This is a genomic window from Nonomuraea bangladeshensis, assembly GCF_039529455.1.
GTDB lineage: Bacteria > Actinomycetota > Actinomycetes > Streptosporangiales > Streptosporangiaceae > Nonomuraea > Nonomuraea bangladeshensis.
Map to the genome: position 1 here is coordinate 141,341 of NZ_BAAAMV010000002.1, position 13,598 is coordinate 154,938.

The following is a 13,598-nucleotide window of genomic DNA, read 5'->3' on the forward strand; positions in this document are numbered from 1 at the left end:
AGGCTTCTTACGAAGCGCGGACGGCGGGCCTCGCGGCGGTCCCGTACGCGGTCGGGAATGTCAGGCTGCGGGCTGTGAGCCGAAACCTGATCTTCACCGGGGCGGTGCTCGCCGCGCTGGGGGCCGTCGTGCTCAGGATGGTGCTCGGGCCGCCGGGCCTCGGCTGGTACCTGCTGGCCTGGGCGCTGTTCGCGGCGGCCTTGTGGCTGGCCCGGCGGGTGCAGGGGAAGTGGCTGGACGTGCTGGTCGTGGCCGGCGGGATCGCGCTGGCCGCGATCGGGCCGGCGGCGCCGCCGAGCAGCAGCACCGACTCCTTCCGTTACGCCTGGGACGGCCGGGTGCAGGCGGCGGGCGTCTCGCCCTACGCGCATCCGCCGGCCGACCCGGCGCTCGCCGGCCTCCGTGACGACTGGCTCTTCCCGGCCGGCTGCGCCGACCCGCTCCTGTGGCCGCTGCCGGAGGGCGGCTGCACCCGGATCAACCGCCCGACCGTGTCCACGATCTACCCGCCGCTCGCGCAGGGGTACTTCCTGCTGGTCGAGTGGCTGTCCCCGGAGGGGTCGCGGCACAAGGGCCTGCAACTGGGCGGCTTCGCGCTGGCCGTGCTCGCGCTGCTCACGCTGTGGCGGCTCGCGGGGGCGCGGGGGGCGGCGTACTGGGCGTGGTGCCCGGCGGTGCCGGTCGAGGCGGTGAACAACGCGCACGTCGACATGCTCGGGGTGCTGCTGGTGGTGCTGGCCTTCGGCGCGGTCCGGGGGCGCGGCGGTCGGGCGGGGGCGGGCGCGCTGCTGGGGGCGGCGGTGGCGGCCAAGCTGCTCCCGGTGACGGCGCTGCCCGGCGCCCTGTCCGGAGCGCTGGCGGGCAGTGGGAGGGTCGCGTGGCGGCGGCTGCTCGTGGTCGGGGTGCCCGCGCTGCTCGTGGTGGCGGTGTCGTACCTGCCGTACGCGCTGGTCTCGGGCAGCTCGGTGGCCGGCTACCTGCCGGGCTACCTGCGGGAGGAGCGCTACGACGGCGGCGGCAACCGGTACGCGGTCCTGCGGCTGCTGATGCCGGACTCCTGGGCCCCGTACGCCGCGATCGCGCTGCTCGCCCTGATCGTCCTGGCCGTCCTGCGCCACGGGGACGCCGAGCGGCCGTGGCAGGGCGCGCTGCTGGTCAGCGGTTCGTTCCTGCTGCTGCTCACCCCCGGTTACTCCTGGTACGCCCTGCTGGTCGTGGCGCTGGCCGCCATGACCGGCTGGTGGGAGTGGCTGGGCGTGGCCGTGGCGGGCGCCGTCGCCTACACCGACGGCCCGGCCGCCCCCGACAACCTCGGCACCCCCTTCTACGCCGTGGCCGCGCTGGCCGCGCTGGTCGGCTGGGCCGCGCGCCGCTCCGCCGGCCCTCGCCGTCATCGCCCCGCCGGCGGAACACCCGTCGTCCGCAGCCCGTGAGGAACGTCTCCGTTGAGTCACCGTCTGAGTCACCGTCTGAGTCATCGTCTGAGTCACCGTCATCCCGATCACCTGCCGCAGCTCCTGGTCATCGCCAAGGAGCCGGTGCCGGGCCGGGTGAAGACCCGGCTGACCCCGCCGTTCAGCCCGGAGCAGGCCGCCGTCCTGGCCGAGGCCGCGCTGCGCGACAGCCTGCGGGCCGTCGCCGCCACGCCGGCCGCCCAGCGGGTGCTGGCGCTGGACGGGCTGCCGGGAAGCTGGCTGCCCCCGGGGCTGGTGGTGATCCCGCAGCGCGGCGCGGGGCTGGACGAGCGCCTGGCCGCCGCCTTCTCCGACGCCTGCCGGCTCCGGCCGGGCCCGGTCGTCCTCATCGGCATGGACACCCCGCAGGTCACCCCCGCCCTGCTGGACGAGGCCGGCGCGGCGCTGACGGAGCACGACGCGGTGTACGGCCCGGCGGCCGACGGCGGCTTCTGGCTGCTCGGCCTGCGCAGGCCCGACCCCGCGCTGCTGCTCGGGGTGCCCATGTCGCGCCCGGACACCGGCAAGCTCCAGCTCGACCGGCTCGAACGCGCCGGGCTGAGCGTGCTCCTGCTGCCCGAGCTGACCGACGTCGACACCGCCGCCGACGCCGCCACGGTCGCGGGCCAGGCGCCGGGATCCTGCTTCGCCGCGGCGCTGCGGGAGCTGGGCCGATGATCGGGGAGCTCTACGCCGACGCGCTCGCCGGGGAGAGCGCCGAACTCGAGTACGTGGACGGCACCCGCGTCCCCCTGGAGGCCGCCCGCTGGTTCGAGCCCATCGACGGCGACGAGGAGCTGCTGAGCCGCTGCGCCGGCCCCACGCTCGACATCGGCTCCGGCCCCGGGCGCCTGACGGCGGCGCTGACCCGGCGCGGCGTGCGTTCGCTCGGCATCGACATCACCCCGCGCGCCGTCGCCCTGACCCGCCGCGCCGGAGGATTCGCCCTGCTCAGGGACGTCTACGACGACGTCCCCTTCAGCGGCCGCTGGGCGACGGCGCTGCTCGCCGACGGCAACATCGGCATCGGCGGCCACCCCGAGGCCCTGCTGCGGCGGGTCGGGCAGCTCATCAGGCCCGGCGGCACGGTCCTGGCCGAGGTCGCGCCGCCCGGCACGACGAGCCGGGTCGACCGGGTACGGCTGCGCCGCGGACCGGTCACCGGCGCATGGTTCGCCTGGGCGACCGTCTCGGCGAGCGACCTGCGCCGGGTCGCGCTGGCCGCCGGGTTCACCGAGGCCCGCTGCTGGCCGGCGCACGGCCGCTGGCTGGCCCTGATCCGCTGAACCCGGCTCACATGAGCGCGACGGCGAGAGCGCGCCACTCGCGGCGCGGCAGGGCGTCCGCGTCGGCCGTGAGGACCTGGAGGCAGACGTGGTCGGCGCCGGCGGCGCGGTGCTCGTCCAGCCGGCGCCGGATCGCCTCCTCGTCGCCCCAGGCGATCAGGCCGTCGAACAGCCGGTCGCTCACCGACTCCACGTCCTCCTCCGTGTAGCCGAGGCGCAGCAGGTTGTTGGCGTAGTTCGGCAGCGACAGGTAGCGCCGCAGCCATTCCCCGCCGATCGCGCGCGCCTCGTCCTTGCCCGAGCAGAGGATCACCGTCTGCTCGGGGAGCAGGAGCGGGCCGTCACCCAGCGCCTCCCGCGCCTGCCGGGTGTGCTCGGGCGTGACGAGGTACGGATGCGCGCCCCGTGCCCGCTTCGCGGCGAGGTCCAGCATCTTCGGGCCGAGCGCCGCCAGCACCCGGCTGTCCTCCGGCACGGGCTGATCCGCCCGGTCCAGCGCGTCGAGGAACGCCGTCATCGCCGCCAGCGGCTTGCGGTAGCGGCCCGGCTCCTGCCGGTCGACCGCCACCGCGTGGCTCACGCCGATGCCCATGAGGAAGCGGTGGTGGTGGCCCGAGGAGAGCTCGGCGAAGGAGGCGGCGACGTCGGCGGGATCGTGCATCCACAGGTTCAGGATCCCGGTGGCCACGACGATCCGGCGGGTGGCCGTCAGGAGGTTGCCGACGGCCTCGAAGACCGGTCCTCCCGTGTCCGGCACCCACAGCGCGCTGTAGCCCAGCTCCTCCAGCTCGGTGGCCGCCTCCGCGGCCTCACCCGGGTCGCCGTAGCGCAGGTGATGGCTCCACACGCCCACACCGGAAAGATCCATGACGTCTTCTCCCTTCGTCTGGCACTGACCTGCCCAGATCGAACGCCGATGATTGCGACATATCTTCGGCAAAAGAAATTCAGTACCGTTTTGGCACCGGCTCGGCCGATCACCTTTTCACCAGGAGAAGGAGGTCGGCTCATGCCACCAGGTCTGAATACCGGGGATTCCGCGTGGGTGCTCGTCAGCGCCGCCATGGTGCTGCTCATGACCCCTGGGCTCGCCTTTTTCTACGGCGGCATGGTCCGCGCGCAGAACGTGCTGAGCATGATCTTCATGAGCTTCGTCTCGATCGCGCTGGTGACCATCCTGTGGTTCGGCTACGGCTACGGCCTCGTCTTCGGCCCCGACGTGGGCGGCGCCGGCCTGATCGGGTTCGGGGACCTGCGCTTCGCCGACATCTCACCCGTCATGCTGCACGGCCGCGTCCCGACGTACGCCTTCGCGCTGTTCCAGCTCACCTTCGCGATCATCACGGTGGCGCTGATCAGCGGCTCGGTGGCCGGCAGGACCAGGCTCGGGCCGTGGATCGTCTTCTCCGTGGTGTGGGTGACGCTCGTGTACTTCCCCATCGCGCACTGGGTGTTCGCCCCGGCCGGGTGGATCAACCGCTGGGGGGTGCTCGACTTCGCCGGCGGCCTGGTCGTCGAGCTGAACTCCGGCATGGCGGGCCTGGCCCTGGCCATCGCGCTGGGTCCGAGCGTCAGGTTCCGCAGGAAGGAGCCGCCCCGGCCCAGCAACATCCCGCTGGTCATGCTCGGGCTGGCCCTGCTGTGGTTCGGCTGGTTCGGCTTCAACGCCGGCTCGGCCATGGCCGACGGCAGCGTGGCGGTGACCGCGTTCCTCAGCACCATGATCGCCGGTGCGGCCGGCATGCTGACGTGGCTGGTCATCGAGTGGTTCCGGTACAAGCACTTCACCCGGCTCGGCTCGGCCACGGGGGCGCTGGCCGGGCTCGTGGCCATCACCCCTTCCTGCGCCTACGTCAGCTCCGAGGGCGCGTTCGTCGTGGGGATCGTGGCCGCCGTCGTGGTGTCCTTCGCCGTCACCTGGAAGCTCGTCCTCGGCTACGACGACACCCTCGACGTGGTCGGCGTGCACGGCGCGGGCGGCGTGGTCGGCGTGGTCCTCATCGGCCTGTTCGCGACCGGCGCCGTGGCGAGCCCGACCAAGGGCCTGCTGTACGGGGGCTCGATCGAGCTGCTGCTCAAGCAGATCGCCGCGATCATCGCGGTCGCGATCTACTCCTTCGTCGTGACCTACCTGATCGGCAAGGTCGTGGACAGACTGCTGCGCATGCGCGAGACCGAGGCCGAGCAGCTCGCGGGCACCGACGTGCAGCTCGGGACCGAGGGATGACGGCCGCCGCCGCGCCTCCCTGGCGGGCCCTGGCCTTCGTCGCGGTCGGTGGCGGCGTCGGCGCGGTCGTCCGGCACCTGCTCACCCAGACGCTGGTGGGCGCCGACCATCCGCTGCCGTGGCCGACGCTGGTGGTCAACACCCTGGGCTGCCTGCTCATGGGGCTGCTGACCGGTGAGCTGACCAGGCTCCCGCTGCACCGCCGGCCGGTCAAGCTGCTGCTCGGCACCGGGTTCCTGGGCGGCTTCACCACCTTCTCCCACTTCGTGGACGGCGTACGCGAGCTCACGGTGGGCGGCTCGCCGGGGTGGGCCGCCGTCTACCTCGTGCTCAGCGTCGTCCTCGGGCTGCTGGCCGTCTGGGCCGGCATCACCGTAGGGAAGGGCAGGCGATGATCCTCGTCCTGGCGGTCTTCGTCGGCGGCCTGATCGGCGCCCCCGCGCGCTACCTCGTGGACGCCGCCGTCAAGAAGCGCGCCGGCGCCGGGCTGCCGTGGGGCACGCTGGCCGTCAACGTGATCGGCTCGGCCGTCCTCGGCCTGCTCATGGGCTTCGCCTCGCGCGACGCCCTGCCGGGCGTGGTGCTGTCGCTGATCGGCACCGGGTTCTGCGGCGCGCTCACCACGTTCAGCACTTTCAGCGCCGACACGTACAAGCTGCTCACCGCGGGCTCCACGGGCAAGGCGCTGGTCAACATCGCCATGAACCTCGTCCTGGGCCTGGCCGCCGTCTCCCTGTGTCATCTGCTCGGCCGGTCGCTCTGAAGGTCGTGATTAAAGAACCTCTCGACCGCAAGACGACTTTCTCCCGGCAAATCTCCGGGAACGACGTCGATGGTTCGAGCCACGAAGGGCAGAAGGAGTGAGCGGGCATGCGCGCAACGGTCTCGGGCATGCCTCTCGGCACGCTCCGAGGCGTCAGCCAGGTCGACTTCCAGACCGACTGGCGGACGGCGATCTGCTTCATCGTCGCGCTGTTCGCCGGCGGCTGGCAGTTCGGGGTCTTCGGACTGCTCGGCACGGTCGTGGCGACGCTCACCGCCTGGATCCTCGGCGCTTCGCGGGACCGGCTGACCGGCGGCCTGGAGGGCTTCAACGGGACGCTGATCGGCGTCGCGCTGGTGCTGTACTTCGACACCCGCTGGATCACCGTGCTGCTCGTGGTCGTCGGCGCGATCATGGGCAGCGTCCTGACGTCGGCGCTGAACGCGCTGCTGACCCCGCACAACCTGCCGACGTTCACGGCGCCGTTCTGCGCGGTGACCACGTTCATGGTGGTCGGCGCGCCCGCGTACGAGCGGCTCTGGCGGGGACGCGCCTTCGCGACGCCGCCGTCGGCCGCCCACCCGGGGGCGTCGGTGACGTTCTCCGATCTGTGGCAGGGGCTGTTCAACGGCATCGGCCAGGTGTTCTTCCAGGGCACGTGGTACGTCGGGCTGATCTTCCTGATCGGCCTGGCGTTCGCCGGCTGGACGGTGGCCGCGACCGCGCTGGTCTCCAGCGCGGTGGGCATCGTGGTGGCGATCCTGCTCGGCGCGCAGGCCGCCGACATCGGAGCCGGGCTGTACGGCTACAACGCGGTGCTCACCGGGATCGCCCTGTGCGGCACCTTCGTCAGGCCGAGCGCACTCGGCCTGGCCTACGCCCTGGCGGGCGCGATCTCGGCGACCGTCCTGACGGCGTTCGTCGCGAACCTGTTCGCGCCGGTCGGCGGGCACACGCTGACCTGGCCGTTCGTCGTGGTCACCTGGATCTTTCTGGCGGCGGTGCCGGTGTTGTCCGGCGTCCGGCGCGTTCCCACTTGAAGGAGAGCTCATGAATCTCGCTCCGCGTGAGATCGACAAACTGCTGGTCTACGTGGTCGCCGACGTGGCGGCCAAGCGGCGTGACCGCGGCCTGAAGCTGAACTACAGCGAGGCGGTGGCGTTGATCAGCGTCGCGGTGCTGGAGGGCGCCAGGGAGGGCAAGACCGTCGCCGAGTGCATGGAGCTCGGCAAGAACGTGCTCGGCGCCGGCGACGTCATGCCGGGCGTGCGCGAGATGCTCAAGCTGATGCAGGTCGAGGCGTCGTTCAAGGACGGCTCCAAGCTCGTCTCCTGCCACGACCCCATCGGCGGCTGACACCGCCGCCGGAGCAGAAAGGACCGGTTCGTCATGACGGACACGGACAGGGTCGTCTACGCCGACGGCCCGATCGAGATCAACGCCGGGCGGCGCACGGTCAGGCTGACCGTGCGCAACATCGGGGACCGGGCCGTCCAGGTGGGCTCGCACTACCACTTCTTCGAGGCCAACCGGGCGCTCCGCTTCGACCGGGAGAAGGCGTACGGCATGCACCTCGACATCCCGGCGGGCACCGCGGTCCGCATCGAGCCGGGCGACACCCACCAGGTGAACCTGGTCGAGTACGGCGGCGGGATGCGCATCGTCGGCTTCGCCGGCCTGGTCGACGGCGGCCTCAGGACCAGGGACGCCAGGATCCGCGCGCTGCGGCGGCTGGCCGAGCTCGGCTACGCCGACGAGCCGGAGCCGTCGGCCACCATCCAGCCCGCGGGCGGCGCGAAACCCCAGAAACCGGATAAACCGCAGAAACCCGCCGTGTCCAAGAAGTCCCCCAGCAAGAAGAAGGGCTGACACCGATGGCCACGATGAGCCGCGAGCAGTACGGGAGCATGTTCGGCCCGACGGTGGGCGACCGCGTCCGTCTGGCGGACACCAACCTGGTCATCGAGATCGAGAAGGACCACACCGCCGGCCACTACGGCGACGAGGCCGTCTACGGCGGCGGCAAGACCGTGCGCGACGGCATGTCGGCCGACCCGCTCTCGCAGAACGCCACGATCGCGCTCGACCTGGTGATCACCAACGCGGTCGTGCTCGACCCGATCCTCGGCGTCGTCAAGGGCGACATCGGCATCAAGGACGGCAGGATCGTCGGCATCGGCAAGGCGGGCAACCCGCACACCCAGAACGGCGTGGACCGCCGGCTGGTCATCGGCGTGGGCACGGAGGTGCTGGCGGGCGAGCACATGATCGCCACGCCGGGCGCCATCGACCCGCACGTCCACCTGATCGCGCCGCAGCAGGCCCAGGCCGCGCTCTCCAACGGCATCACGACGCTGATCGGCGGCGGCACCGGCCCCACCGACGGCACCCGGGGCACGACCTGCACGCCCGGCCCGTGGAACATCGGCCGGATCCTCCAGGCAGTCGAGGCGCTGCCGGTCAACATCGGCGTCATGGCGAAGGGCAACTCCAGCCTGCCGGGCTCGCTGGCCGAGCAGATCGAGGCCGGGGCGTGCGTGCTCAAGGTGCACGAGGACTGGGGCTCCACCCCGTCCGTGGTGGACTGCGCGCTGCGGGTGGCCGACGACTACGACGTCCAGGTGGCGCTGCACTCCGACAGCCTCAACGAGGCCGGCTACCTGGAGGACACGATCAGCGCCATCGACGGCCGGGCCATCCACACCTTCCACACCGAGGGCGCGGGCGGCGGGCACGCGCCCGACCTGATCCGCATCGCCGGCGAGCCGAACGCGCTGCCGTCCTCGACCAACCCGACGCTCCCGTACACGATCAACTCGGTGGACGAGCTGCTCGACATGGTGATGGTCTGCCACCACCTCAGCCACGACATCCCCGAGGACGTGTCCTTCGCCGACAGCCGGGTCCGCGCGGAGACCATCGCCGCCGAGACGGTGCTGCAGGACATGGGCGTGATCAGCATGTTCTCCTCCGACTCCCAGGCCATGGGCCGGGTCGGCGAGACCTTCACTCGCGCCTTCCAGACCGCGCACCACTGCAAGGACCAGCGGGGCAGGCTGCCGGAGGACTCCGAGCGCAACGACAACTTCCGGGTGCTGCGCTATCTGGCCAAGCTGACCATCAACCCGGCCAGGACCGTGGGCATCGCCGAGACGGTCGGCTCGCTGGAGGACGGCAAGCTGGCCGACATCGTGCTCTGGCCGTTCACCTCGTTCGGCGCCAAGCCCGCCGTCGTGGTCAAGGGAGGGCTGATCAACTGGGCGCAGATGGGGGACCCGAACGCCTCGTTGCCGACGCCGCAGCCCGTCTACTACCGGCCGATGTTCGGCGCGATGGGGATGGCGCAGCGCAAGAGCAACGTGACCTTCCTGCCGGACGCGGCCATCGCCGCCGGGGTGCCGGACCGGCTCGGCCTGCAGCGGCTGATCGCCAGGGTCCGCCACACCCGTACGGTCGACAAACGGCACATGGTGCGTAACTCCGCGCTGCCCAGGATCACCGTGGACCCGGAGACGTTCAAGGTCACCGTCGACGGCGAGCACGCGACCATCGCGCCGGCCGAGGAACTGCCGCTGAACCACCTGTTCTTCCTGGCATGAGCCTGCTCGCCCAGCTCCAGCTGGCCGACTCCGCCTTCCCCGGCGGGCTGTACACGCTCTCGCACGGGCTGGAGGCCTACGCCCAGGCGGGGCCCGTGGACGTCGCCGCGCTGCTGGAGGACGTGCTGCTGCACGCGGCGGGACCGGGCGACGCGACCGCGCTGGTGCTCGCCCACCGGGCCGTACGCGGGGACGACTGGGACACGGTGGTGGCGGTCGACCGGCGGCTGCACGCCATCAAGCTGAACAGGGAGCTGCGCGCGGCCGCGACCAGGACCGGCAACCAGGTCCTGCGCACGGCCGCCACGGTCTTCGCCACCCCGCAGCTGCTCCGGCTGATGGAGCTGGTCGCGGCGGGAGCCGCGCCGGGCAACCACGCGGTCGTCCTGGGCACGGCCTACGCCGGGCTCGGCGTGCCGGAGGACGGCGCGGTGACGGGCGACCTGTACGCCTTCGCGGCGAGCTGGGTCAGCGCGGCCGTCCGGCTGCGCCGGCTCGACTTCCGCCAGGCCCAGGCCACCCTGTACGGCGCCGGGGACGCGATCGAGCGGGCCGCGGCCGCCGCCCTGGCCGCCCGCGGCCCGCTCGACCTGCACGCCGCCACGCCGATGGCCGACACGATGAGCTGCGCCCACGAGCGGGCGCCGGCTCGGCTCTTCACCACATGAAAGGCTGCGCACCCATGCATCGACACGCGCACCAGGCCGCGGACGCCCCCCTGACCACGGCGCTGGACCGCGTCTTCAAGGTCGGCGTCGGCGGCCCGGTCGGCTCGGGCAAGACGGCGCTGATCGAGGCGCTCGTGCCGATCCTGCTGCGGCGCGGGCACAGCGTCGGCGTCATCACCAACGACATCTACACCCAGGAGGACGCCGACCACGTCAGGCGCACCCTGGACGGCGTGCTGGACCCGGCGCGGATCATGGGCGTGGAGACCGGCTCCTGCCCGCACACGGCCGTCCGCGACGACCCGTCCATGAACCTGGCCGCCGGCGCCGAGCTCCTGGAACGCTTCGAGGACATCGACACGCTGCTGTACGAGAGCGGCGGCGACAACCTCACCCTCACCTTCAGCCCGCTGCTGGCCGACGTCTACCTGTTCGTGCTGGACACCGGCGAGGGCGACAAGATGCCGCGCAAGCGCGGGCCGGGCATCACCGACTCCGACCTGCTCGTCATCAACAAGATCGACATCGCGCCGTACGTGCGGGCCGACCTCGACGCGATGGCCCGCGACGCCGACCGGGTCCGCGACAGCCGGCCGGTGATCCTCACCGACGCCCTGCGGGGCACGGGCGTGCCGGAGGTCGCCGACTTCATCACCAGCCGCAGGCGCGCATGCTCGCCGAGCGCCTAGACCGGCTCGCGGCCGGCCACTACACGATCCCCTCCGTCCCGGAGGAGGTGGCCAGGCACACGCAGGCCCTGGACACCCTGCAGGTCGGCACCTCCGGCAAGGTGGGCGTGCTCGACCTGGCCTTCGAGCGGCGCGGCGGGCGAACCGAGCTGACGGGCCACTACCAGAAGACGCCGCTGCAGATCATGCGGCCGCTCTACTACGACCCGGCCCGCCCGGATCTGCCGTACGTGTTCGTCATGTCGGCCGGCGCCGGCGTCCTCCAGGGCGACCGTTACCGCATCGACGTGACCTGCGGCGCGGGGGCCTCGGTGCACGTGACCACCCAGACCGCCACCAAGGTCTACCGGATGGAGCAGGACTACGGCACGCAGCTCGTCCGGCTCACGGCCGGCCCCGGCGGCTACCTGGAGTACCTGCCGGACCCGGTGATCCCGTTCGCCGGCTCCCGCTTCTACCAGCGGACGCACCTGACCTGCGATCCCGGCGCCTCGGCGATCGTCGCCGAGACCATGCTGGCCGGCCGGCTGGCCAGGGGCGAGCGGCACGCCTACACCGTCTACTGCAGCGACCTGTCCGTGCACCGCCCCGGCGGCGCGCTGCTGTTCGCCGATCCGCTCAGGCTCGTCCCCGGGCGTTCCCCCGTCGCGGGCCCGGCCATGTTCGGCGAGCACGGGGTGCTGGCCACCCTGTACGTCATCACCCAGGCCGTCGAGGCGGGCGCCCTGGCCGACGCCCTGCACGAGGCGGCGGCGGGCAGCGGGACGGCGGGCGGGGCGAGCACCCTGCCGAACGGGGCGGGCGCCTGGGTCCGGCTGCTGGGGCCGGAGTCCCCGCCCGTCCTCGCGACCCTGCACCGGCTGTGGGATCTCGCCCGGCGGCTGATCGTGGGACATCCCGCGCCGGACCGGCGCAAACCCTGAAGCGCGGTTCCAGGGGAGCCGGACACAGCGACATCTCCGCGCGGGTGGGCCGCCGGACAGCCGATGGAAACGACGGGGGAGTCTCGGTGGCCGATCACGAACCGGATGCCCATCTCCAGGGGGCGGGGGGCCTGTCCGCGAGCCGTGCCGTCGCCACCACGGGCGCCCTCCTGTCCTCGAACAGGGCGCCCAAGGTCCAGCTCCGGCACGGCGAGGGCGACAAACGCCACCTGACGAGCTTCCAGGGGCTGGTGGCGCTGTCCCTCGACGCGCTCAGCTCCGTCGCCTACGGCCCGGAGGCGATCGCCCTCGTCCTCGTCGCCGCGGGAAGCGCCGCGGTCGGCCACACGCTGCCGATCACGCTGGCCATCGCCGCGCTGCTCATCCTGCTGGTGACCTCCTACTGCCAGGTGATCGCCGCCTTCCCCGACGGCGGCGGCTCCTATGCGGTGGCCAAGCGGAGCTTCGGCCCGACGGTGAGCCTGCTGGCCGCCGCCGCGCTCGTCGTGGACTACGTGCTCACCGTCGCGGTGAGCCTGGCGGCCGGCGCGGCGAGCCTCGCCTCCGCCTTCCCCGTCCTGCGCCCCCATCTCCTCGGGACCTGCCTGGTGGGGCTGGCCGTGCTCACCGCGCTCAACCTGTACGGCATCGCCGACAGCGCCCGCGTGCTGGCGGTGCCGACCCTGCTGTTCATCGTGAGCATCCTCGGCATGGTCGTCGTCGGCCTGGCGCGCTCCCACCCGGCGGCGGTCGTCGGCGCGGCCGAGCCCCTGCCCGCGCACGAGGCCCTCAGCGTGCTGCTGATACTCAAGGCGTTCTCCTCGGGCTGCTCGGCGCTGACCGGCGTGGAGGCCATCGCCAACGGGGTGCCGATGTTCCGCCGGCCGCGGGTGCGCCGGGCCCAGCGGACCGAGTTGATGCTCGGCCTGCTGCTCGGGACGATGCTCGTCGGGATGGCGCTGCTCATCCGGCGCGACGAGGTCGTGCCGCGCTCGGGCGTCACCATCCTGGCCCAGCTCACCGCCGGCGCGTACGGCACGGGCTGGCTCTACGTCGCGGTCAACGTCATCGTCACCCTCGCGCTCGGCCTGGCCGCCAACACCAGCTTCGGCGGCCTGCCGGTGCTGATGGCGCTGCTGGCCAAGGACCACCGGCTCCCGCACCTGTTCACCCTGCGCTCCGAGCGGCCCGTCCACCGTTACGGCGTCGTCGCGGTGGCCGTGCTCGCCGCGGTGCTCCTGATCGTGCTGGACGCGCAGACCCACCGGCTGATCCCGCTGTTCGCGATCGGGGTGTTCACCGGGTTCACGATCAGCCAGCTGGGGCTCGTCCGCTACTGGTGGCGGGAACGCCCGCCGGGATGGACGCGCAAGGCGCTGCTGAACGGCGCCGGCGCCGTGGCGACGACGGTGGCCACGCTGGTGCTGCTCGTCACGAAGTTCACGGAGGGCGCCTGGGCGGTGCTCGTGGCCGTCCCGCTGCTGATCGTGCTCTTCAGGTGGGTGGAGCGCTACTACGCCCGGGTCGGGACCGCGCTCGGGCTCGGCCGGACCCCGCCGCCCCCGCACCGCCCCGAGCCGGAGGACCGGCTGGTGATCGTCCCCCTCAGCCCGGGGGAGGCCATCAGCGCCCTGTCGGAACGGGCGCTCGGCGCGGCACTGGCCCTCGGCGGGGAGGTCGTCGCCGTCGTCGTCTCCGACACCCCGGACGAGCTCGGCGACCTGCGCGCGGAGTGGGAACGGTGGAACCCGCACGCCCGGCTGAAGATCCTGGACAGCCCCCGCCACGCGGTGGTCCGCCCCGTCGTCGAGTACGTGCGCCGCCAGGAGGCGCGCGGCCGATGGATCGCCGTGGTGATCCCGCGGATCGAGCCGCCCCGTCCCCGCTACCGGCTCCTGCACACCCAGCGTGACCTGCTCCTGGCCGCGTCCCTGCGCGACCACACGGGCGCGATGGTGTGCTTCGTGCCGTTCCCGGTGCCGAACTGAG

The 13,598-nt window shown here is 72.6% G+C and carries 15 protein-coding genes; 14 read left to right on the top strand and 1 reads right to left on the bottom strand.

The features are described 5' to 3' along the window. The first annotated feature begins 74 nt into the window (after positions 1-74). From ABD292_RS04740 to ABD292_RS04750, 3 genes are read left to right on the top strand one after another with little or no spacing between them, the layout of a single operon-like run. The gene (locus ABD292_RS04740; protein WP_344205484.1) at positions 75-1,433 is read left to right on the top strand and encodes a glycosyltransferase 87 family protein; all 1,359 of its coding nucleotides are present in this window, start codon (positions 75-77) and stop codon (positions 1,431-1,433) included. Between the two features lie 12 nt (positions 1,434-1,445). After that, positions 1,446-2,132 (top strand): TIGR04282 family arsenosugar biosynthesis glycosyltransferase, encoded by a 687-nt coding sequence (locus tag ABD292_RS04745; RefSeq protein ID WP_425564994.1) that lies wholly within the window; start codon positions 1,446-1,448, stop codon positions 2,130-2,132. Then, a complete protein-coding gene (locus ABD292_RS04750; RefSeq protein ID WP_344205485.1) occupies positions 2,129-2,740 on the top strand; it encodes a class I SAM-dependent methyltransferase in 612 nt (203 codons plus the stop codon). Before ABD292_RS04745 ends, ABD292_RS04750 begins: the two co-directional genes overlap by 4 nt. A 7-nt stretch (positions 2,741-2,747) precedes the next feature. Here the strand turns inward: ABD292_RS04750 and ABD292_RS04755 are convergent, their stop codons facing one another. Then, complete coding sequence (locus tag ABD292_RS04755) at positions 2,748-3,608, bottom strand: LLM class F420-dependent oxidoreductase (RefSeq protein WP_344205486.1); 861 nt, start codon at positions 3,606-3,608, stop codon at positions 2,748-2,750. A 141-nt stretch (positions 3,609-3,749) separates the two neighbouring features. On the opposite strand from ABD292_RS04755, the gene ABD292_RS04760 reads away from it, so the two are divergent. The 11 genes from ABD292_RS04760 (at position 3,750) to ABD292_RS04810 (ending at position 13,597) form a co-directional block, all read left to right on the top strand. Further along, complete coding sequence (locus ABD292_RS04760) at positions 3,750-4,967, top strand: ammonium transporter (RefSeq protein WP_344205488.1); 1,218 nt, start codon at positions 3,750-3,752, stop codon at positions 4,965-4,967. Then, the gene (crcB, locus tag ABD292_RS04765) at positions 4,964-5,362 is read left to right on the top strand and encodes a fluoride efflux transporter CrcB (RefSeq protein WP_344205490.1); all 399 of its coding nucleotides are present in this window, start codon (positions 4,964-4,966) and stop codon (positions 5,360-5,362) included. Before ABD292_RS04760 ends, crcB (ABD292_RS04765) begins: the two co-directional genes overlap by 4 nt. Next, entirely contained in the window at positions 5,359-5,730 is a 372-nt protein-coding gene (gene crcB, locus ABD292_RS04770; RefSeq protein ID WP_344205491.1) for a fluoride efflux transporter CrcB, read from the top strand. Before crcB (ABD292_RS04765) ends, crcB (ABD292_RS04770) begins: the two co-directional genes overlap by 4 nt. A gap of 107 nt (positions 5,731-5,837) precedes the next feature. Beyond that, positions 5,838-6,770, top strand: coding sequence for an urea transporter (locus ABD292_RS04775; protein ID WP_344205493.1), 933 nt, complete (start codon positions 5,838-5,840; stop codon positions 6,768-6,770). A gap of 10 nt (positions 6,771-6,780) precedes the next feature. Beyond that, positions 6,781-7,086 carry an urease subunit gamma gene (locus ABD292_RS04780; protein ID WP_344205494.1) on the top strand — a complete coding sequence of 102 codons (306 nt, stop codon included), beginning with the start codon at positions 6,781-6,783 and terminating at the stop codon, positions 7,084-7,086. Between the two features lie 33 nt (positions 7,087-7,119). Then, positions 7,120-7,599, top strand: coding sequence for an urease subunit beta (locus ABD292_RS48875; RefSeq protein ID WP_425564996.1), 480 nt, complete (start codon positions 7,120-7,122; stop codon positions 7,597-7,599). A gap of 5 nt (positions 7,600-7,604) precedes the next feature. After that, complete coding sequence (gene ureC / locus ABD292_RS04790) at positions 7,605-9,329, top strand: urease subunit alpha (protein ID WP_344205496.1); 1,725 nt, start codon at positions 7,605-7,607, stop codon at positions 9,327-9,329. Then, entirely contained in the window at positions 9,326-9,997 is a 672-nt protein-coding gene (locus ABD292_RS04795) for an urease accessory protein UreF (RefSeq protein WP_344205497.1), read from the top strand. The genes ureC and ABD292_RS04795 overlap by 4 nt, the downstream gene beginning before the upstream one ends. A 14-nt stretch (positions 9,998-10,011) precedes the next feature. Next, positions 10,012-10,686, top strand: coding sequence for an urease accessory protein UreG (ureG, locus tag ABD292_RS04800; protein WP_344205499.1), 675 nt, complete (start codon positions 10,012-10,014; stop codon positions 10,684-10,686). Continuing rightward, positions 10,668-11,609: an urease accessory protein UreD gene (locus ABD292_RS04805; RefSeq protein ID WP_344205501.1), complete on the top strand. Its 942-nt coding sequence runs from the start codon at positions 10,668-10,670 to the stop codon at positions 11,607-11,609. Before ureG ends, ABD292_RS04805 begins: the two co-directional genes overlap by 19 nt. Before the next feature lie 86 nt (positions 11,610-11,695). Beyond that, on the top strand, positions 11,696-13,597 hold the full coding sequence (locus ABD292_RS04810; protein ID WP_344205503.1) for an APC family permease: 1,902 nt from the start codon (positions 11,696-11,698) through the stop codon (positions 13,595-13,597). Position 13,598: the final 1 nt, after the last annotated feature.